Here is a 20119-nt window from a genome sequence, read left to right as displayed (position 1 = left end):
GTGGCTTTTCCCTAAATAGGGGAGATAGACCGAATTGCTTGGCTACTTGAACTGGGATAGGTTCCTTCTGGAAACATCCGCAATCTTGATCAATCTCATACTATCTTCCCTTAAACTAACACTAAATGAAGAAAACGTGGGAATTGTTATTGATTATTTTGTAACCTTTAGATTAAACTAGGGCTGTTGGGAGATAAACTGTAAACTTAGAACCGACTCCAAGTTGGCTAGAAACGATGATTTGTCCTCCCAGCATTTTGCAATAGTGATGGGTAATTGCTAAACCTAAACCTGTACCACCATAATCCCGACTTAAAGAATTATCAACTTGGGTAAAGGCTTGAAATAAATTTTTTTGTTGTTCACGGGAAATACCAATTCCGGTGTCGGTGACTTCAAAACAAATCCAGTCTGAGTCTTCATTCTGTTCACGCTTCAAAGTGACGGTAACTTTGCCCTGATAAGTAAATTTCAGAGCATTACTAATTATATTATAAAGAATTTGTCGAATTTTAGTGATATCTCCCTCCATGATATCCAAATTATTTTTACAACAAATTTGTACCGTGTTTTGATTTTGCTCGGCTAGGGGTTGTAAGCAAGTCACCACATCATGAACAAAACTAGCCACTTCAAAGGTTTCTAAAGATAAAGGTATTTGTCCGGCTTCAACTTTGCATAAATCCAGAATATCATTAATTAAGGTAAGCAAATGATAGCCGGACTGATGAATTTTTTCCACATCGGGTAATAGGTCATAGAGTTTTTTATCCACTACTTCTTCGAGTAATAAATCGCTAAAACCGATAATGGCGTGTAGAGGTGTTCGTAACTCATGACTCATGTTTGCTAAGAAGGTACTTTTCGCTTGGGAAGCAGCTTGAGCTTGATGTAAAGCAGTTTGTAAAATCCCTTCTACTTTAAATCTTTCTACCATTTCTATTCGTAACTGTTGGACGGCTTCTTGTAATTCTGTCGTGCGTTTTTTAACTCTAATTTCTAACTCATTCTTGACCTGAGCTAATGCTTTTTCAGCTTTGATCCGTTCAAATCGTTCAATTGCTAAGGCGACTAAATTGGCTAAGGAATCAATAAATATCCGATCTTCTAGGCTGCATTCCTGTTGATCAATGGGATATTCAACACAAATAAACCCAATAATTTTTCCGTTTAACCAAATCGGTCTATCTAAACAGTGACTAGAAAAAGAGGCAAGACTATTGCCAATTAGTTCAGATGATTTGGATAAAGATTTAGTTAATAAATCGAGGGGATAAAATGAGAATTTTTTCAAATTAAACGGATTTGAACATAGGGAAAAGTTGTGATTAATAATTGCTGATTCCTCGGGGGAATGGTGATGGGTTTGACGTTCATACAAATCTACACAAGTCCATTCCAAAGCATTTTGTTTAACCCAAAGTTCGTCCTCACAAGCTGGGTTTAAATCATTAACCCGTTCTTGTTCTGAAATCGAATCCCCCAGGCCACTATGGAGCCAAACACTCACTCTGTCAACATCTAAAGTATGAGCAGCGGTTTCAGTAATTTGACGAATGGCTGTATCAATATGATCATAATTGCAGGTTTGTTCTCGACTTAAATCCCGTAGGGCAACATTTTGACGATAGAGGCGTTCCGTACTTAATTGTAGGGTAGCTTCGGTTTTTTTTCGCTCCGTAATATCGTGAAAAATAGAAAGAATAGCTTGTTCACCTTGAAAGGGTAGAATTTGGAAAGAACCCGTCACCCAAAAGGGAGTCCCATCGGTTTTTTTAACTTGCAGTTCATGGTTATGAATATAGCCTTCTGCGATAATTTGATCAATTAATTTTTGTCGTTCTAAGGCAATAGGATAAAATCCTAGAGTTGTGATAATTTTGATTTGATTCAGGGGGAAATCAAATAACTCACTACAGAAGGAATTAGCATATAAGATTAAACCATCGGATAAACGGCTAATCATAATCGGAATCGGTGTGACTTCTGCGATCGCTTCAAAAATTTCTCGTTGTGATGGAATCATAAGTTCAGAACTATCGGCAGAAACAAGAGATTTATTTTTTTGTTTTTCATGCCAAATTTTTAGGTAAACGGTAGTATTTTTCCAGTTTTCAGATTCTGGAAAAATAGGATTTTTTTGATCCATAAAAGATTCTGGAGAAAGTTTGTTTTCTAGCATCATTCAAGGGTTTAAGGGTTGAATCAAAGTTCGATTAACTGGTTTTTGCTAATTGTTAAGTTAGGGAAAAATAGACCCGCAACTAATCTAGTTGTGTGTATCTCTTATTCTCTAGTTAATACTAGGTAGAACCTAGATCCGTATTCTGCCGATGACCGTTACTTTGCGGAGGAAGTGTATCGTCTTTTACATTTTCCCTGCACCCTGGAGATTCTAAATAGTGTAGAACAGGATAGTCTGATTTGGGCAAAGATACCCTGATTTTATATGTTCCTCTAATTTAATTCCCAAGCTGTGGGATATTAATTGTTGCACTCTCTCGGACGGATGTTTGCTGTGTCGTTAACCTATGCAATGGTTCATGAATGGTTAACACCCCTGGCGACGGGAGGTTCAGAACTCGTTGTCCAGGAAATTCTCAACCATGTTCAGGCGGATGTTTACTCCCTGATTGATTTTGAATCCACCAACCCCGATAGCTATTTGTATCAACGCTCCATCGGTACAACCTTTCTGCAACATTTCCCCCAAGCGCGTTCGGGGGTACAAAAATATCTGCCCTTACTACCTCTGGCCATCGAACAACTAGACATCCGAGGGTATGACGTGATTCTCTCCTCCTCCCATGCGGTGGCTAAAGGAGTGCTCACCAGTCCCCATCAACTGCACCTCTGTTACTGCCATACACCCATGCGCTACGCCTGGGATTTAACCTTTGACTACCTGAACAGCAGTTTAGCTGGAAAGGGTCTGCAAGGGGCATTTACTCGCTATCTGTTGCATCGTTTGCGGCTGTGGGATGTGGTCTCGGCGAACCGGGTGGATTATTTTATGGCCAATTCCAAACATACAGCCCGACGGATTTGGCGCTGTTATCGTCGCCGGGCTACGGTCATTTATCCCCCTGTACAGATAGAACGCTTTCAGTTTCAACCGCAAAAACAGGATTTTTACTTAACGGTTTGTCGTTTAGTCAGTTATAAAAAAATCGCCTTGATTGTCCAAGCCTTCAATCGTCTAGGATACCCGTTAGTTGTGATTGGGACTGGGGCGCAATTGAATGCTATTCAAGAAATGGCAAAACCCAATATTCAGGTGTTAGGGTGGCAACCAAATGACGTCGTAGACCAGTATATGAGGGATGCTAAAGCCTTTGTTTATGCCGCCTGTGAGGATTTTGGTATCGCCTTAGTCGAAGCTCAAGCCTGTGGGACTCCGGTAATTGCCTACGGGGTCGGAGGTGCTTTGGAAACGGTGCGAGATCTGCGACAATATCCAGATTCTGCAACGGGTTTGTTATTTTCCGCCCAAACCGAGGAGGCCTTAGTGGAGACAGTAGAAGCCTTTGAGCAGTCTAAGGACAAGTTCAACCCCGATATGGCCCGATTAAATGCCACTCAATTTAGCCCGAAACAATTTCAAGAACATTACTTGGGATTCGTAGAGCATTGTTTGCAACAGTTTCAATCGGGCAATATCAGCTAAAATGCCAATTAATTTCGGACTTATGAAAATCCGTTCCCGATTATAGAGGGTTAAAAACCAAGGAATACCTAGATTTGTGGGTAACAAAATTTAGCTGTTTCCCCCTCTGTCCTTGAGTTTTCCCGTTTTAAGCAGAATGCTTTTCTATCCGAATTTTGACTAACTAAAGCCGAATTACCTATATTGGGTGTCTTGAGGCTTTATGATCAGGACTGTGTGTGGTGTGAATTGAAGGAGTAAGATGACAGCCAATAGCCAACTCATCTTTGGTAAGGGACTTCGGCGTGGGTTCACAAGGCAAGGGGTTTTACCCTTGGCCTATCGAGCAATACCTGAACGCCTCTCTCTACAGCGTGTAGATGAGGAATTTTGGAAGCGATTATTTGATATTGTCTTCTCTCTGTTTGTTCTGATTTTATTCGCTCCGGTTTACTTAATTTTGGCTCTGCTGATTGCATTAAGCTCTCCAGGGTCAGTTTTTTATGTACAGGAACGAGTCGGAAAAAACCGCCAGTTATTCGGCTGCATTAAATTCAGAACCATGGTGAGTAATGCCGATGAAATATTAACGCAAATTATGGAAACTTATCCCCATTTGCGAGAGGAATTTCAGAGCAATTTCAAACTCAAACATGATCCTAGAATTACTTGGATAGGTCGGTTTCTCCGGGTGACAAGTTTAGATGAATTTCCCCAATTTTGGAATGTTTTAATAGGAGACATGAGTGTAGTCGGCCCCCGACCTTTAGTGGTGGAAGAACTACACAAATATGGTCGTCACATGGATAAAATCCTAACTATTAAACCTGGAATCACTGGACTATGGCAAGTTTCGGGACGCAATGATATTCCCTATCCTCGGCGAGTTCAGATGGATTTATACTATGTCACTTTCAAGAATTTTTGGACAGACTTGGGAATTGTCGTTAAAACTATTGGGGTTGTGATTTTTCCTAAAAATAATGGAGCTTATTAGTTCAAACAGAAAAATACATAGATAATTTTATTTCCCCTTAACTCTTTCATCGATGGGTTTAGGGGTTTTATTTTGAGTCTAATAGAGGTAGAATTAAATACTTAAGTTAAGTTTATATCTCCGGTTTCTAAATTAAACGGGTAGAAGTAGGAATTTAGCCTAACCTTGAATTAAACCTGATCTAAGGTTAATTTGGTTGTAGCTACGATCCTAAAACTCAAGGATCTACAAGATCACCTTGACTCCGAAATTGCTGAATATGTTTCAGGGTGCAGATTAAGTAGTTACACAAAATAAATTACCTAGTTGAGAGAGGGAACATCCCCCCCTAGCCCCCCGTGCACGGGGGGCTAGGGGGGAAGGGAACAGGGTGGAGGATGTGTAATTAATTTTGTTTAGGTACTTAACACACTCCCTAGATTAGTTATTAGGTATAATCAAACTAGGGAACATTAACCGATAAAACTCTAAGGAATAGTTTAAATGACAGAACGTAAACGGGCATTAATTACTGGAATCACTGGTCAAGATGGCTCGTATCTAAGTGAATTATTACTAGAAAAAGGCTATGAAGTTCATGGGATTATCCGCCGATCTTCTAGCTTTAATACCGATCGCATTGACCATATTTATAAAGATCCTCACAACCCTGATGCTCGATTATTTCTACACTATGGAGATTTAACCGATGGTACAACTTTACGGCGGATTATTGAAGAAGTTAAACCCGTAGAAATTTATAATCTGGGCGCTCAATCCCATGTTCGGGTCAGTTTTGACTCTCCAGAATATACGGTTGATGCCGTTGGGATGGGGGTATTACGTCTATTAGAAGCAATTCGAGATTATCAACAACGTACCGGAATTGAAGTTCGATTCTATCAAGCAGGTTCCTCAGAAATGTTCGGGAAAGTGTTAGAAATTCCCCAAAAAGAAACCACACCATTTTATCCCCGCAGTCCCTACGCCTGTGCTAAGGTTTACGGACATTGGCAAACCGTAAACTATCGAGAATCCTACGGTTTATTTGCCTGTAATGGGATTTTATTTAACCATGAAAGTCCCCGTCGTGGCCCTACTTTTGTCACCCGAAAAATTACCCGGGCGGTGGCTCGAATTGTCAAAGGAAAACAAAAAGAAATCTATTTAGGAAATCTCGACTCAAAACGAGATTGGGGCTATGCTAAAGATTATGTTCGAGCTATGTGGCTGATGCTCCAACATTCTGAAGCAGATGATTATGTAGTTGCTACAAATGAAACCCATTCGATTCGGGAATTTCTTGATATTGCCTTTGGTCATGTTAATTTAGATTGGCAAAATTACGTCAAATTTGATGAGCGTTATCTGCGTCCGGCGGAAGTAGATATTTTAATTGGTGATCCGGGTAAAGCTAAAGAAAAATTGGGCTGGGAACCCAGTATTACCTTTGAAGGATTGGTGAAATTAATGGTAGATTCCGATCTTAAAGCCTTAGAAGAAAATCAAGAACCAACCCATCAATTTGATTAATTACTGATACAATAGAGGCTAAATTTATGAATTCCTTAGATTTGAAAAATAAACGGATTCTGGTAACAGGAGGTGCAGGTTTTTTAGGACGTCAAGTGGTCGCTCAACTACTCCAGTCGGGCGCCGATCCAAATCAGATTATGATTCCTCGTTCTCAGGAGTATAATCTTTGTACCTTAGATGCTTGCCAAAAAGTTGTTCAGGGTCAAGATATTGTGATTCATTTGGCCGCGCACGTTGGCGGAATTGGCTTAAATTTAGTAAAACCTGCGGAACTTTTCTATGATAACTTAATGATGGGAACTCAATTAATTGAGAGTGCCTATCGTGCGGGAGTCCAAAAGTTTGTCTGTGTCGGAACAATTTGCGCCTATCCTAAGTTTACCCCAGTTCCTTTCAAAGAAGATGATCTTTGGGAAGGTTATCCCGAAGAAACTAACGCACCTTATGGAATTGCTAAAAAAGCCCTATTGGTGCAGTTACAATCCTATCGTCAACAGTATGGTTTTAACGGTATCTATCTGTTACCCGTGAATTTATACGGCCCAGAAGATAATTTTAATCCGAAAAGTTCCCACGTGATTCCCGCGTTAGTTCGTAAGGTTTATGAAGCTCAAAAACGGGGAGATAAAACCCTTCCGGTTTGGGGAGATGGCAGTCCGACCAGGGAGTTTCTTTATTCAACGGATGCGGCGCGGGGAATTGTGATGGCAACTCAATTATATAATGAACCCGACCCAGTTAATTTAGGAACAAATCACGAAGTCACAATTAAAGACTTAGTAGAAACGATTTGTGAATTAATGGAATTTCAGGGAGAAATTGTTTGGGAAACCGATAAACCTAACGGTCAACCTCGCCGTTGTTTAGATACAACTAGAGCTAAAGAAAGGTTCGGGTTTGTGGCAGAAGTTGGCTTTAAAGAAGGGTTGAAAAATACTATTAATTGGTATCGTCAACACGCGGAATAATAGTTTGAAATAATAATTAGGGTGTGTTAACATTAAGTTACGCACCCTTTTTTGATCAATATTAAATCCCTTGTTGTTGGGCTTTAGCCCAAGAATATAGGGGCTAAGGCTCAACAACTGGGGAGTTTTGTTTTGGGCTAAAGCCCCCAAAAAAGACAGGGCTAAAGCCCAACAACGAACAACGATAATTAGCTTAATCTCAAGGAGTTTGACTAGCAAAACAATTGTAACAAATTATTGTCAATTCTTGTCAATTTAAGAGTGATCGTTTATAATATATGGTATGAACTGGAACTAAGGCATAATTAGTTATTCTTTGTCGTTCCCGACTTCTGCGGTGAGTAAGAGTGTTCGTTTTGAACAAGGAGCAAACCGTGATTACTACAGCTATTTTCCCAGCCCGATATGTTCAAGGCAGTCATGCCATCCGGTTCCTGGGTGAAGAATTAAGTCGTTTAGGTCACAAAGCCCTGGTAATAATGGGGCCAGTAATTTTCCCTCAATTGCAACCCATTGTTGAGGAATTCACCGAGGGAAAAATAGAGATTTATCTGGAACGTTTTGGGGGTGAATGTTGCGATCCTGAAATTGAACAGATGGTCAGTTTAGGTAAAACTCAGGAAGTAGATTTAATTGTAGGTATTGGCGGCGGAAAAACCATCGACACGGCTAAAGCCACCGCCTATCAACTCAAACTTCCCGTCGCGATTGTTCCCACCATTGCTTCCACCGATGCCCCCTGTAGTGCCTTATCCGTGATTTATACCCCGGAAGGGGTCTGGGAGCGTTATCTAGTCTTACCGCGCAACCCTGATTTAGTTTTGGTCGATACCGATATTATTGCCCAAGCTCCGGTGCGGTTCTTGGTGGCCGGGATGGGAGACGCCCTGGCGACTTGGTTTGAAGCCGAAGACTGTCAAATTAAACGCGCCAAAAATATGACCGGACGCATGGGGCCAATGACTGCCTTTAGTTTAGCCCATTTGTGTTATGAAACCTTGCTAGAATACGGGGTTTATGGGAAAATTGCCTGTGAACAACAGGTGGTGACTCCGGCCTTAGAACGAATTATCGAAGCGAATACGTTACTGAGTGGGCTAGGTTTTGAAAGTGGCGGACTAGCTGCGGCCCATGCTATTCATAATGGGTTTACGGTTTTGGAAGAAACCAAAAAATTCTGGCACGGTGAAAAAGTCGCCTTTGGGGTTTTGGCGATGTTAATTTTAACCGATCGCCCCAGTCCAGTGATTGATCGGGTGTTCAGTTTTTGTGAGTCCATCGGACTGCCTACGACTTTAGCCGATATCGGACTGGAGGGAGTCAGTCGCGATCGCTTATTATTAGCAGCAGAGCGGGCCTGTAGTACGGGTGAAACCATCCATAATGAACCCTGTGAAATCAGTCCTGAAACAGTGCTGGCAGCGATGTTAGCTGCGGATGCCCAAGGGCGGCGACGGAAACAATTCTAGGTTGATTTTCTAATAATTTAGGAGCGATCGCTTTTTTAGGAGGTGAAAGGGCGATCGCATTAATTGGTTGTATTATTTAATCGGTTATGCCCGTGCGGTTGTTCAATAAATTAGCAAAGGTATTGTAAAAAAAACAGAGCAGGTTTCCCATGACTTATACCCTAGAAACACTTTTAACATTTGAAACATTTCTGGCTCAATATGGTGACAATCCCCGCTATGAACTTGCTAACGGAGAATTAGTTGAAATGGAACCCACAGGCGCTCATGAAACCGTTAGCGGTAAATTAGCAACTCAAATTGGTATTGCTATCACAACAGAAAAACTTCCCTGGTTTATTCCCCGCACTTGTTTAATTCGTCCCTTTGCAGATGCCGCCACTGCCCGTCGTCCTGATATTATTATTTTAGATGAAACTGCGATCAGCAGTGAACCGTTATGGGAAAGAGAACCTGTTATTACCTTGGGACGTTCAGTTAAATTAGTCGTAGAAGTTGTAAGTACAAATTGGGAAACCGATTACGCTCGAAAAGTTGAAGAATATGCTCTTTTGGGGATACCTGAATATTGGATTGTGGATTATCGGGGTTTGGGTGGGGTGGCTTTTATTGGTAAACCCAAACAACCGACAGTTACAGTTTGTCAACTGATTGCTGAAGATTACACCCAGCAACAATTTCGTATTGGTGAACCGATTATTTCTCCTCTATTAAAAAATTTACAACTTCGTCTTGATGATATTTTGCCTCGCAACTATTAATTAATTAGAGTTCGGCTACCGACTTCAACTGCCTTATAATGAAAGTTGCGACTATTAAAAAAAGTGACAACTTCATCAAAAACATAAGTTGTGGTTACTAAAAAAGGTTTGGAGCTTGCTAAAGCTGCCCAATTTTGTAATACTTTTTTATGAGCGTCTTCATTTCTTATTTCCAGAGCTAAAATGTTGATTGGACTGTACCCGATACAGCAGGGATTGAGCTTAGGACAATTTGGGAAATTACTTCAACTAATTCTAATCCTCGTTTGATTTCAGCTTTTCTTAAACTATGACAAAACACCTTAAACTTTTGGATTCTGTTGCTATTCTCAAGCCTGTTTCAAGTACACGGTTAACGCTAGTGGAACCGGAATATGAATCTGTTTCTAGTTTACCAGTAGGACTTGTGGGAACTATTGTTGAAGTATATGATACGGGAAAAGAATGTCAGTATTTAGTGGAGTTTGCTGATAGTCAAGGGATTGAATATGCTATGGCTATTTTAAAAGCAGATGAAATTTTAGTTCTGCAATATGAACTCGCAGTTGCTTAGAAATATAACAAAAGTATAAGTTAGATCAAAAAAGATCGTGCTTTTGGCTCTTTATAAAAAAAGGCGATCGCACCTTTTGGTGATTTGGGGTATGGGAGAAAGGTAGCTATGACTCTTGACAAGCATCGGCTTGACGATATCCCTCAAATTACTGCGAAAACTTGAATTAACAATCAGAGTAAATCTTCCTCAGATAGCTGGGCTATTTTCATTAAGGCTCTCAAGGTTCCCACTTTCAAATCTTGATTGCGGTGAACTGGAATTGACAAAATTTGTTCTAATTCTGGGTTTTCATAGATATGATGACTGCCTGTAATTCTTTTCAAAACCCAACCTTTCTGCTCTACTATTTTACAAAGTTGTTTGCCCGAAATAGATTTCATACCGCAATCTCCACAATTTTATCTGTGGAAGCAATGGCTTCACGACTATTAGCAACTTCGAGCCAACCCTCAATAGCATCTTTTAAATTAATCATCACTTCTTCGATGGTGTCTCCTTCGGTAATGCACCCAGGAAGAGCGGGAACTTCTGCCCAATAGCCACCTTCTTCGGCGGGATGGATGATTGCTCTAATTTTCATACATTTCTTGGGTTATTTGTTAAGGATATGATAGCAAATATCAATTAAAGTTTGGCTAATGTTATTGGTGAGTCCTTGAGTTTTTAGGCCGTATAGCGCTTTTGGTGATTGGGAGAGACCTGATCGCACTTTTTGTTATTTGGGAAAAAATGGCGATCGCTCTTTATTTTTACTCTCGAATGCGAATTCTGTAAACTTCTAGGGGATTCTTCTTTACTAATCTTTTAAATGACCTTTTAAAACTATTTTCATAGACTATTTTCATAAATTAGTCTGCCAAAAGATTTGCAATTGCTTCTTCCGCAGTGCCACAAAAAGCTGTGCCATTTTTCTTGGCTTCTCGTGTCAGATTGACAGATTTTAGTATTTCTTGTTCTTGTAACTCTAGCCGGCGTTTTTGCAGAAACTCAATCAGTTGATCTCGTTCTTCTGAAGTTAAATTATCAAATGTATTAATCAAATTTTGTTTAAAAGTGATGTTCATATTAATATTTCGTCGTTTTATCAAAATTAAATTTATTATAGCAAAATATTTTTGATGTTCTGAAAATGATCGCCCGATCAAAAATCAAAAGAGCGATCGCATCTTCTAAATAAAAACCGATCGCACTTTAGAAAAATAAGAGCGATCACACTATTGATAGAATTTCAGTGCTACACTAGAATTACAGTATTGTCTGGTGGCAATTGTGTCATACCCTACTTGCAGGAGGAAAATACATGGTAACTACGCTCGAAATTGACAAAACTCTTCTTCAAGAAGCTCTTGATTTGAGTAACCATCTAACACCTACTACATTAATTGAAGCGGCTTTACGCGAGTATATTCAACGTCGTAAACAATTAAAAATATTGGAATTGTTTGGTACTATTGACTACGAGGAAGATTATAACTACAAGCAACAGCGACAAACAACATGAATGTTCTTGTTGATAGTTCCGTTTGGTCGCTGGCATTGCGGCGCAACACAACAAATGACGCGATCGTGATCGTTAAAGTCCTACGCGATTTGATTGCAGATGGACGAGTTGTTTTACTGGGGGCTATTCGTCAGGAGGTGCTTTCTGGGGTGCGCTACAAAGAACAGTTTAGTCGATTGCAAGAGTATGCTTGATATGAGGCGATCGCACTTTCGGAAAAATAAGAGCGATCGCATCTTCTAAATAAAAATTGATTTCCCTTTTGGTTATTTGGGAAAAAATGGCGATCGCTCTTTATTTTTACTCTCGAATGCGAATTCTATAAACTTCTACCAGTAGTAATTTACCTCGATAATGCCCCTCACTATCGTGCAATGATAAGTATTCTGTTAGCCTTGCCATCAACTGAGGAATAATTTCCGGGTGATTTCTCAGTTGAATAGAAATGATTCCTTGATATGAACTTGGCGGATAAGTCACAATATCTGCGAAGTCTCCATTGAGAGAAACAAGTATGGCATTTAATTCCTGAGCTTTGGCAATAACAATAATATCTGGAGATTCAATTGGAATGTAATCTCCCAATACAAAAATTTCATGTTCGCTATCACAAAGGATTGAAATAATAGACTTAGGAACACATTGATCAATGAACAATCTTAAACCCATTAGGCAACTGTTTCAAAATCTGACAAATCACGAGCATAATCAAGACAAGCAGCTATCTGTTCTTTAACAATATCTGGAAACTCGTCCATGATTTGTTCGACAGTGTTATTTGATGCTAAATATCCTAAAATCAGACTAACGGGAATTCTAGTTCCTTTGATTCTTGGTTTACCTCGCAGTACATCGGGGGTACTAACGATATGTTCTCTCCAGTTTACAGGCATAACTTGTCTTTTGATGAATCTGTTATGACAACTTATATTTTAACTTAAGGAATGGCGATCGCACTTTTTGTTATTTGGGAAAATAAGAGCGATCGCACTTTAGAAAAATAAGAGCGATCGCATCTTCTAAATAAAAACTGATCGCCCCTCATAAAAAAGGAGAAACACCAGTAAATTTTAAATTATGGGGATGGGAGAAACAAAAGACAAAATTTCAGGGGGAATTCCGGGCAGAGGGTTAAGAGGATCAACCGACTGAGGAATTCCTCCTGGCCCTTCGGGCATCTCTGTTAGTCCTGATTGATTAGGTAATAAAAGGTTAGCTATTGTGATATTAGAAGCCTGAATATTATTCAGTTGGACTAATTGTTCTCCTGTACTTTGTAGAATAATGAGAGTATTAGCACCTGCGGCTTGAATCAAGATGTCACTAATACTTACATCGGCTGGTACTTGAATATAATCAATCGTATTTTCAAAGTCGGTGATGATGTCTAAACCGCTACCTGTTGACAAGGCAAATGTATCACTTCCCTGTCCGCCAGTAAGTGTATCAATATCCCTATCACCTGAGAGAAAATCATTTCCCGCGTCGCCAAATAGTTGATCGTTGCCTTTGCCACCTAATAAAGTGTCGTTTCCGTCTCCGCCTCTGATCACATCGTCACTGAGATGACCAAGGATGGAATCGTTGTCAGTTCCTCCATCTAACTGATCGTTATCTTTTCCCCCAAACAGGGTATCGTTACCCGCACCGCCGGAAATGCTATCTTGACCTTCATTCCCAAAAATTAGTTCGCTGTCGGAGGAGCCTACAACTGTATCGTTACCACCAAAAGCCAACAGGCCACCTGGAAAATTTGTTAGTTGTCCAGGGGAGAGGGTGATAAATTCAGAGGTGTTATCGCCAATTAATAGGCTAAGACCATTATCATTGGTCACTGTTAATGTCATAATTATTTGTTTTCAAATGTGAAGTTGACTGGAACCATAACAGGATTTGATGGAAATGAAATTGAGAGTAATCGCTCTTAGGACAAAATGAGCGAGTAACGTACATTTTCCCAGATTACATTAAGGTTAACTTGATGGCGGTCGCCAAGTTATTCCCTGATTACCATCAGTACCTACATAAAACAAACTCTGTATACGAGGATCATCTTTATTAGACATCTCCGAAAATTCCCAAATGCTCTCTATCGCTACTTTTTGAACCTCTAGCACTCCTGTGCCTGGTTCTCCCAAAGTAACGGATTCATAGGCTTTTTCAGTTACATTAATAATAATTAATGAATTTTATCTCTGATATTCAATCATTTTTTAAAAGCATTCTGGGCAATTCTTAGATAATAATACAATCGCTCCTATTCGCCATCTTATTAGTCCACATACTGTCAAGATTACTGCTTCATAATTTTGGCTCTTTAACCGAAATCTTTCTGAAGCAACTCGATAAATTTTTATCAGTCTTATTAAATGTTCGACTACAATCCTTTGTTTGGCTTTTAACCGATTTTCTTCTCGATGTTCAAGCGATATTTCTTGATTCCTCGGTTTCTTATATGGTGTATTAATTGCTGTTTCCCCTACATAAGCTTTATCCCCTCTGTATTTTTGATTATTCCCCAATTCCTCCCTTCTTTCTCTCCACAATTTTAGATCGCTTGTTGCTCCGGTATAACCCACAGCTATATCCACTATTTCTTTCCCGTTTGGCATGACAATGACTTGATTTTTAAAGGTATGTGTTTTTTTCTTTCCTGAGTAATATTTTTTTTGCTCTTCATTGTCTGTTGGTCTTTGCATGGGCTGTTCATAGCTATCTACTACTAACTCAAATTCCAGCAGAATTTTTTCTACCCACTCCCAATCACTCTCGTTTTTTTTTATTTGCTCAACTAAACTGGCTGGCAGTAATTCTCTCAAGATTTTTATCTTGTTATGGAAAATATCATTCGCTGTTGATTCACTCACTTCAAACTGTAACCCTAACATTTGAAATGTCGGCATCTGATGCAGATAAATTAGAGTTAGTAAGATTTGTTCCTCCACAGACAATTTCTGGTGACGACCCCCGCCTGCTTTAATCAACCTGATCTTAGCTTTTTCCTGTTCCTGCCGTCTTTCTTGCTCTAATAACTCCGCGGCTTGAATAAGTTTTATTAGCTGTTCGTATTCCATCCCTAATAGCCTTTTTGCTTGCTGGGGATTCTTGTCCAGATAGTCTCTTAATTTACTCATCTCTCATTGGGGTAAAATCCAATTTTACCATCTTGCTATCCCTCCCCGTTTCTATTTTGGAGATGTCTATTAGTTAAATCGACTGTTATACGACCTTCGTGACGAGGAAATTCTTCCTGTTTTTCCCCTTGAAATCCGACAGGCTTTACATTCCCTATATCGTCAAACCTGTTAGGCTCGTGAGATGGAAAAATTAACGGATTAGCCGACGAGAATTGAGAGACAGATGAGAGTATATCAGAGAAAACTTTAGGGACAGCGTTGTGATAATCTTTTGATCGTGTCCCAAAAACATCGATAAATGGTGCTTGATAGCCCGTAAAATAAATTGTATAGGAATCGTTAGCACTACTAGCTCTGTCTTGATCACCTGCATCACTTCCCTTCCCTTTTGCTGTAACCAATGCAATAGACTTAGTAGCGACCTTGTCAAAATCTACTGCACGATCAGGGCCAGGGTTATTTCCATCAATATCGTAACCGCCATTATTAGTGCCACCAGGCCAAGCTGGATCGAGTGCAACAAGTTCCTTCACTGTTCCACCTATTTTTCCTATCTCAGAGGCAACATAAGAACCTAAACTATGACCTAAGAGAATAGTTTTTTTAGGATCTATTCCTAATTCTTTTAACTTCTTCACAGCCCAGTCAGCAACAGGTCTAATCCGCTCCGCTGCGTCGTAAGGAACGATCCCACCATCATTTGCTGCGTCTTTCCAGTCTAAGTAAAGTACCTGAGAGTTTGGGTAATAGTTACTAGCTGCTGCTGCTTTTGCTAAACCAGTTATATTGGTATCTGCACTACCATCACCACGACCATGAATCACAACAACAGTGTCTTTGTTAGGCTCAATATTACTACGATTAGCTATCCCCTTTTTACCATCCTTATCGTAAAGCGATAGCTCCACTGAGAATATCTGATTTTTTACCTTGATAGCTTTATTGCTATCCCAAGAGATACTAGCAGGAGAAGAACCAAAAGATGCTTGACCTGTCTGCTCCCAAGAGAGATCGAAATAAGCAGTGTTAGCTATTTCACGGTAGTCTGCTAATACCCAATACTTACCATTATTTTTCGGTGTAAATTGAATAGTCTTACCCTCGAAGGCATCTCCCTTCAACTGATCGCCACCGATCCATTCGATCTGATTTTTATTATTTGCACCTACAGGAAAAGCCAATAAAGCATACTTATCATCAGCTTTCACATTAAAATTGTAAGTTTGACCTTGCTGAAAATCAGCTTGTGTCCAAAATCTCAAGTAGAAGTCATCCTGATTTACTCCCGCCACAGGACTCCCATTTCCCCAATCCTTTGCAAAACCTTTTTTGCCATCGCTGCGGGTAGCAGAACCAAAATCTTTGGCCTTGCCATTCCATAAAGGTTCCCAACTTTTTGAATTTCCATTCCGATTCCAAGATTGGATAGCCCAGTTATTTCCCCAATCAAATGCCTTTTCAATGGAAATAGCTTGCCCATTGAAGATAACAGTCCCAATATCGTCCTCACCACTTAACCCCTGAAGCTCACCCTCACTCAATACCTTACCCTGCACAACCGCCGCAAAAATCGCCCCCTCATCTCCCGGTGAGTCCGCAACATTCAACCGCGAATCAACAGAATGCCCGATTTCTTCCAGCAACACATCGGCCACCGCCGCCGGATTTGCCCCATTTTCAGTTAATAGTTCTCTCGATAAATAAATCGTATCCGTCGCCGATGCAAAAGCCCCATTCGCCCCACCAATTTCGGCAGATGAGACAAATTTAACTGGCGGAATCGAACTAAAATCACTGTTTAACCAATCTTGGGTTAGAACATTTGCAGTTTGAATATCCGCACTTTCTCCAAAGGCTAAATTCATCTTTTCGACAAAATTAGGAACCTTTGCAAACTGGGTTAATTGTTCCTTGACAATATCCATTGCTTCACCCGTCAACCCATCGAAGGAATTGTCATTCGGTAACGTTATATTCGGGTCAATAGTTGCAATTGATCCTTCAATTTGAGCCAGCAATAAACTATCAGAGGGGTTCGGCGTGAGTGCTGTAATATTTGGGTTTTGATTAATATGACCGATTAATAAGTCAGATTGTAAAATAACTGCTGGATTAGGTTCTTGGGGTTCCCAATTCAAAGCGGAAAAACTGGCAGATGGGAGCAAATTCTGACTAGGATCTTGCGAAAGTGGATTAGACATATATCTTCCCTGAATTTAGATAAAAGTGAGGTAATTTTGATAAATATAAGTAACTGACTAAACGAACTGATTTAAAGAATAGTATGCACAAAAAACCTGTTTTTGTAAAGTAATAAAATATCACTTTTAAGCAGATAATTAAAATCGTTTTCGTCATAAATTGTCATAATATTTTGAGAAATGTCAGGTAAAATCACAAAAAGTATGATATCCTAGTGAAAATACTGATATGTTGTGGAGTTATGGATATAGAAGAATTTTTAAAGTTAGCAGACAATGTGGTTTTTTCGGAGACGGAAAAACATCTGGATGATCTGCAAAAAGCCGTCTTGCGCGGTGTATGGGATGGCCAAAAATATTCGGAAATCGCAGAAGAATGTTATCTTACCGAGGCTTATGTGAGAAATTTAGCCTCTGAATTATGGAAAATGTTTTCAGGGATTTTAGGTGAAAATATTAGGAAATCGAATATTATATCGAGTTTAGAACGCTCACAATCAGCTTATTTTTTGAATTATAATGAGTCTGTAAATCTTAGCCATGTTAATATATGCAATAATAACCCATCATCAATCATACCAACAGAGCGATCGCAATCTCCCCCAAAACAACAACAAATTGACTTAGGAACAGCACCGGATCTTAAGAAAATATATGATCGCATTCACGAATTAAAAACCCTACAAAATTGGATTATTCAAGAAAATTGTCGCCTAGTTTCTATTATTGGATTAAGTGGTATTGGTAAAACTACCCTAACTCGTTATTTAATTCAAACCTTACAACCGGAATTTGAAGCAATTATCTGGCGAAGTTTTTGTACTTCCCCCAGTTTGGAAATTACCCTAAAAAATTTATTATTATTTTTATCTAATCAATCCTTAACGGAATTACCTGTTAGTTTAGAAGAACAATTATCTTTATTAATCGAATATCTGAGAACAAAACGCTGTCTGATTATTCTGGATGATGTGCAAACTTTACTCAATCAAGGAACCCTAGCCGGACAATATCATCCTGACTTTAAAAATTATAGCCTATTGTTTAAATTAATTGCTGAAACCTCCCATCAGAGTTGTTTAATTCTCAATAGTTGGGAACTTCCCCAAGATATTGTTACTTTAACCGATGATAATGCACCAATTCGCTGTTTAAAGTTATCGGGTTTGGGTTCAGCAGCAACGGAAATTTTACGCGAAAAACGATTAAAAGATGAGGAACAATGGCATTTGTTAATTGAGACTTATCATGGAAATCCCCTATGGTTAAAAATTGTTGCTACGATGATTCAAGATATTTTTAGGGGAAAGGTTGCAGAATTTCTCAAATATGATAATCTATACTTGGGAGAGGAATTAACCGAAATCTTAAAACAGCATTTGGAACGGTTATCAAAGATTGAAAAAACGGTGATTACTACTCTGAGTCAAGAAAAGCAACCCCTAGGAATTGCCGAATTAATAGAAATATCTAAATTACCTGCAACGGATGTATTTAAAGCGATTCAATCTTTAGAACGGCGTTGTTTAATAGAACCCGAAGAACAGCAACAGCAAACCTACTTTAAGGTTTCTCCCATTATTCAACAATATCTTATTTTGAATTGTCAATAACCAGAAATCCTGTTTCTATATGTAGGGGCGGGTTCACCGATGAATTTTGCCACTCACCAACAACCTTAATAAACCCGCCCCCACCCAACCAATAACCCCTCACTCGAACCCGCACCTACGGGGGAAGATATTGAACTGTTAAAAAATAGAAATTTATGGTGAATTATCCAGGACTTTTAAGATTCTCTGCAAATCCAAAATTCAGGGTAGGAGGTTCTAAATTAGGAATCATCACATCCACACCCGGCGGTAACGGGGGTAATTTAGGAATTCCGGTTTCAACATCGGTGGTTTTTTCTGCTAATTTGGCAATAAATTCTGAGGAAGGAACCTGCGCCACCTTCATGGTATTTAATAGTTGAGCCAGCGCCACTTCAATATCATTGCGGGGGTCAATAGCCACCCAACCTTGACTGGTTAACTTCCGCAACTCAAAGTGTAAATGGGGCCCGGTGGATATCCCCGTACTTCCGACCCGTCCAATCACTTCCCCCTGTTTAACCTGCTCTCCGGGTTTAACAAACAATTCCGATAAGTGACCATAGAGGGTTTCCTGGGATTTTTCCGAGTGATTTAGTACCACCGCCATCCCGTAGCCCCCTAACCAATCGGCGACGGACACTTGACCGGAATAGGAAGCCACAACGGGTGTCCCTTCATCAGCGCCTAAATCAATCCCGGTGTGAAAACGGCCATAACCCAAAACCGGGTGTTCACGCCAACCAAATAAAGAAGTAATTGGGGAGGGAATAGTTAGGGGAAAAAGCGCGCTGCTATTGCCATTTCCCCGCACCGCCGCCGGACGTTGGGTGCGATTATAATAGGTCAAACCGGAATTACTCATACTGCTGACCACCATTGGGCCAACTTGAATCGGGCTAAACCCGGTAACGGCTACTTCCCCAGAGTATGACCCACCAGAACCATAATCAACGGATTGAGGTTGCTGATTATAAGTATAGTTGGCCTCGTAACCGCCCCCAATATTAGCCTCGGAGTTGGCAACAAAACCATTAGTGTAGGAGGAATTGGGCTGACCATAGGCGGTATTTCCCCCGTCTAGTAAGGGGTTGGGAATAGAGCCTAAATTATTATTGCCAATGTAGGGAGTATTTCCAGTATAGGGAACTTGATTATTTTCCGCCTGATAAATTGATGAGGGATAAGCCGGGACGCATAAATCTCCGGCGGATTGTCCTAATTCTAAAGCCGCTTCGCATCCAGTTGAACGTTCGGAGAATACCACTGTAGAGGGAGCTTCATAGCCGTCCGTGGCCCCAATTTGATAATCCGTTGGATCTATATAAGCATTAGCTGGAGACTCCTCTGCGGGGGGTGTTTCTGGAAAAACAATCTCTTGTTCAGGTGGAGGGACAATATTAGGAATTTCTGGGCTGTAGGGTTCGGAATAATATTCTGGTTCAGGATTAGGGGCGGGTTCAGAATAACTCGGATCAGGTGTAGAGTAGTCTGGAACAGTTGCGGGTTCGCTATAGGTGGGTTCTGGTTCAGTATTCGGAACAGTCAAGTTATCACTGTATCCTGTAGTCGCTTCAGGAGCGCTGGGAACAGACGCTTCCACAGGTTCCGCTTCCACGGGTATAGAAAATTCATCCGTAGCAATTACACGGCTACTGAATAGGACTAAACCCGTAAGACAACCTAAACCCAAAAGGGCGTAACTTCTTGAACCCAAGTACCAACGTCCTTGGCGGGTATTGGATGTTGGATATTTTTTCTGTTCCGTCATCTTCC

Annotated in this window: 20 protein-coding genes; 10 read left to right on the top strand and 10 right to left on the bottom strand. The window is 40.1% G+C overall.

Translation table 11 applies throughout. The annotated features are described in order from the left end of the window. Positions 1–172: 172 nt before the first annotated feature. Positions 173–2185 carry an ATP-binding protein gene (locus tag NMG88_RS05980; RefSeq protein WP_081846337.1) on the bottom strand — a complete coding sequence of 671 codons (2013 nt, stop codon included), beginning with the start codon at positions 2183–2185 and terminating at the stop codon, positions 173–175. Positions 2186–2509: 324 nt separating this feature from the next. Here NMG88_RS05980 and NMG88_RS05975 point away from each other — a divergent pair, with 324 nt between their 5' ends. The 7 genes from NMG88_RS05975 to NMG88_RS05945 all read left to right on the top strand — a co-directional run bounded on the left by NMG88_RS05975 (position 2510) and on the right by NMG88_RS05945 (position 9909). Further along, complete coding sequence (locus NMG88_RS05975) at positions 2510–3667, top strand: glycosyltransferase (RefSeq protein WP_040957543.1); 1158 nt, start codon at positions 2510–2512, stop codon at positions 3665–3667. 241 nt (positions 3668–3908) lie between these two features. Continuing rightward, positions 3909–4643 (top strand): undecaprenyl-phosphate galactose phosphotransferase family protein, encoded by a 735-nt coding sequence (locus tag NMG88_RS05970; RefSeq protein ID WP_042152662.1) that lies wholly within the window; start codon positions 3909–3911, stop codon positions 4641–4643. Positions 4644–5126: 483 nt separating this feature from the next. Next, the gene (gmd, locus tag NMG88_RS05965) at positions 5127–6155 is read left to right on the top strand and encodes a GDP-mannose 4,6-dehydratase (protein ID WP_026797300.1); all 1029 of its coding nucleotides are present in this window, start codon (positions 5127–5129) and stop codon (positions 6153–6155) included. A 26-nt stretch (positions 6156–6181) separates the two neighbouring features. Continuing rightward, complete coding sequence (locus NMG88_RS05960; protein ID WP_227381766.1) at positions 6182–7126, top strand: GDP-L-fucose synthase family protein; 945 nt, start codon at positions 6182–6184, stop codon at positions 7124–7126. A 374-nt stretch (positions 7127–7500) separates the two neighbouring features. Further along, positions 7501–8595, top strand: coding sequence for a glycerol dehydrogenase (locus NMG88_RS05955; protein ID WP_042152657.1), 1095 nt, complete (start codon positions 7501–7503; stop codon positions 8593–8595). A 149-nt stretch (positions 8596–8744) separates the two neighbouring features. Continuing rightward, a complete protein-coding gene (locus NMG88_RS05950; protein WP_042152654.1) occupies positions 8745–9356 on the top strand; it encodes a Uma2 family endonuclease in 612 nt (203 codons plus the stop codon). 289 nt (positions 9357–9645) lie between these two features. Continuing rightward, the gene (locus NMG88_RS05945) at positions 9646–9909 is read left to right on the top strand and encodes a DUF4926 domain-containing protein (RefSeq protein ID WP_254035211.1); all 264 of its coding nucleotides are present in this window, start codon (positions 9646–9648) and stop codon (positions 9907–9909) included. A 173-nt stretch (positions 9910–10082) separates the two neighbouring features. On the opposite strand, the gene NMG88_RS05940 is transcribed toward NMG88_RS05945, so the two are convergent. The 3 genes from NMG88_RS05940 to NMG88_RS05930 form a co-directional block, all read right to left on the bottom strand. Further along, on the bottom strand, positions 10083–10292 hold the full coding sequence (locus tag NMG88_RS05940; protein WP_027249129.1) for a type II toxin-antitoxin system HicA family toxin: 210 nt from the start codon (positions 10290–10292) through the stop codon (positions 10083–10085). Further along, positions 10289–10492, bottom strand: coding sequence for a type II toxin-antitoxin system HicB family antitoxin (locus NMG88_RS05935; RefSeq protein WP_026786311.1), 204 nt, complete (start codon positions 10490–10492; stop codon positions 10289–10291). Before NMG88_RS05935 ends, NMG88_RS05940 begins: the two co-directional genes overlap by 4 nt. Before the next feature lie 268 nt (positions 10493–10760). Next, positions 10761–10952 (bottom strand): hypothetical protein, encoded by a 192-nt coding sequence (locus NMG88_RS05930; RefSeq protein ID WP_254035210.1) that lies wholly within the window; start codon positions 10950–10952, stop codon positions 10761–10763. A gap of 260 nt (positions 10953–11212) precedes the next feature. Here NMG88_RS05930 and NMG88_RS05925 point away from each other — a divergent pair, with 260 nt between their 5' ends. Together NMG88_RS05925 and NMG88_RS22460 are read left to right on the top strand one after the other, a co-directional pair. Further along, positions 11213–11413, top strand: a complete 201-nt coding sequence (locus tag NMG88_RS05925; protein ID WP_254035209.1) for a type II toxin-antitoxin system VapB family antitoxin — start codon at positions 11213–11215, stop codon at positions 11411–11413. Positions 11414–11478: 65 nt separating this feature from the next. Then, entirely contained in the window at positions 11479–11607 is a 129-nt protein-coding gene (locus NMG88_RS22460) for a PIN domain-containing protein (protein WP_278047051.1), read from the top strand. Positions 11608–11713: 106 nt separating this feature from the next. Here NMG88_RS22460 and NMG88_RS05920 read toward each other — a convergent pair whose 3' ends face one another. The 5 genes from NMG88_RS05920 to NMG88_RS05900 all read right to left on the bottom strand — a co-directional run bounded on the left by NMG88_RS05920 (position 11714) and on the right by NMG88_RS05900 (position 16751). Then, complete coding sequence (locus NMG88_RS05920) at positions 11714–12082, bottom strand: DUF5615 family PIN-like protein (protein WP_254035208.1); 369 nt, start codon at positions 12080–12082, stop codon at positions 11714–11716. Beyond that, positions 12082–12306 carry a DUF433 domain-containing protein gene (locus NMG88_RS05915; RefSeq protein ID WP_026794260.1) on the bottom strand — a complete coding sequence of 75 codons (225 nt, stop codon included), beginning with the start codon at positions 12304–12306 and terminating at the stop codon, positions 12082–12084. The genes NMG88_RS05920 and NMG88_RS05915 overlap by 1 nt, the downstream gene beginning before the upstream one ends. 177 nt (positions 12307–12483) lie before the next feature. Further along, positions 12484–13260 carry a calcium-binding protein gene (locus NMG88_RS05910; protein WP_254035207.1) on the bottom strand — a complete coding sequence of 259 codons (777 nt, stop codon included), beginning with the start codon at positions 13258–13260 and terminating at the stop codon, positions 12484–12486. A gap of 366 nt (positions 13261–13626) precedes the next feature. After that, on the bottom strand, positions 13627–14547 hold the full coding sequence (locus tag NMG88_RS05905) for a transposase family protein (protein ID WP_042154442.1): 921 nt from the start codon (positions 14545–14547) through the stop codon (positions 13627–13629). Positions 14548–14582: 35 nt separating this feature from the next. After that, positions 14583–16751, bottom strand: a complete 2169-nt coding sequence (locus NMG88_RS05900) for an alpha/beta fold hydrolase (protein WP_254035206.1) — start codon at positions 16749–16751, stop codon at positions 14583–14585. A 242-nt stretch (positions 16752–16993) separates the two neighbouring features. On the opposite strand from NMG88_RS05900, the gene NMG88_RS05895 reads away from it, so the two are divergent. Beyond that, positions 16994–18364: a helix-turn-helix domain-containing protein gene (locus tag NMG88_RS05895; RefSeq protein WP_254035205.1), complete on the top strand. Its 1371-nt coding sequence runs from the start codon at positions 16994–16996 to the stop codon at positions 18362–18364. Positions 18365–18527: 163 nt separating this feature from the next. On the opposite strand, the gene NMG88_RS05890 is transcribed toward NMG88_RS05895, so the two are convergent. Continuing rightward, positions 18528–20114 carry a M23 family metallopeptidase gene (locus tag NMG88_RS05890; protein WP_042152629.1) on the bottom strand — a complete coding sequence of 529 codons (1587 nt, stop codon included), beginning with the start codon at positions 20112–20114 and terminating at the stop codon, positions 18528–18530. Between the last annotated feature and the right edge of the window lie 5 nt (positions 20115–20119).

Origin of the sequence: Planktothrix agardhii, assembly GCF_904830935.1 — a bacterium.
GTDB classification, from domain to species: Bacteria; Cyanobacteriota; Cyanobacteriia; order Cyanobacteriales; family Microcoleaceae; genus Planktothrix; species Planktothrix agardhii.
The sequence above is the reverse complement of the archived record's forward strand: the minus strand, read 5'-3'. Positions and strand labels throughout refer to the sequence as shown.

Excerpts from the sequence above, each read along its gene's own strand:
- NMG88_RS05980 (WP_081846337.1), bottom strand. The coding sequence starts at position 2,185 with ATGATGCTAGAAAACAAACTTTCTCCAGAATCTTTTATGGATCAAAAA.
- NMG88_RS05975 (WP_040957543.1), top strand. The coding sequence starts at position 2,510 with ATGTTTGCTGTGTCGTTAACCTATGCAATGGTTCATGAATGGTTAACA.
- NMG88_RS05970 (WP_042152662.1), top strand. The coding sequence starts at position 3,909 with ATGACAGCCAATAGCCAACTCATCTTTGGTAAGGGACTTCGGCGTGGG.
- gmd (WP_026797300.1), top strand. The coding sequence starts at position 5,127 with ATGACAGAACGTAAACGGGCATTAATTACTGGAATCACTGGTCAAGAT.
- NMG88_RS05960 (WP_227381766.1), top strand. The coding sequence starts at position 6,182 with ATGAATTCCTTAGATTTGAAAAATAAACGGATTCTGGTAACAGGAGGT.
- NMG88_RS05950 (WP_042152654.1), top strand. The coding sequence starts at position 8,745 with ATGACTTATACCCTAGAAACACTTTTAACATTTGAAACATTTCTGGCT.
- NMG88_RS05945 (WP_254035211.1), top strand. The coding sequence starts at position 9,646 with ATGACAAAACACCTTAAACTTTTGGATTCTGTTGCTATTCTCAAGCCT.
- NMG88_RS05940 (WP_027249129.1), bottom strand. The coding sequence starts at position 10,292 with ATGAAATCTATTTCGGGCAAACAACTTTGTAAAATAGTAGAGCAGAAA.
- NMG88_RS05935 (WP_026786311.1), bottom strand. The coding sequence starts at position 10,492 with ATGAAAATTAGAGCAATCATCCATCCCGCCGAAGAAGGTGGCTATTGG.
- NMG88_RS05925 (WP_254035209.1), top strand. The coding sequence starts at position 11,213 with ATGGTAACTACGCTCGAAATTGACAAAACTCTTCTTCAAGAAGCTCTT.
- NMG88_RS05920 (WP_254035208.1), bottom strand. The coding sequence starts at position 12,082 with ATGGGTTTAAGATTGTTCATTGATCAATGTGTTCCTAAGTCTATTATT.
- NMG88_RS05915 (WP_026794260.1), bottom strand. The coding sequence starts at position 12,306 with ATGCCTGTAAACTGGAGAGAACATATCGTTAGTACCCCCGATGTACTG.
- NMG88_RS05910 (WP_254035207.1), bottom strand. The coding sequence starts at position 13,260 with ATGACATTAACAGTGACCAATGATAATGGTCTTAGCCTATTAATTGGC.
- NMG88_RS05905 (WP_042154442.1), bottom strand. The coding sequence starts at position 14,547 with ATGAGTAAATTAAGAGACTATCTGGACAAGAATCCCCAGCAAGCAAAA.
- NMG88_RS05900 (WP_254035206.1), bottom strand. The coding sequence starts at position 16,751 with ATGTCTAATCCACTTTCGCAAGATCCTAGTCAGAATTTGCTCCCATCT.
- NMG88_RS05895 (WP_254035205.1), top strand. The coding sequence starts at position 16,994 with ATGGATATAGAAGAATTTTTAAAGTTAGCAGACAATGTGGTTTTTTCG.
- NMG88_RS05890 (WP_042152629.1), bottom strand. The coding sequence starts at position 20,114 with ATGACGGAACAGAAAAAATATCCAACATCCAATACCCGCCAAGGACGT.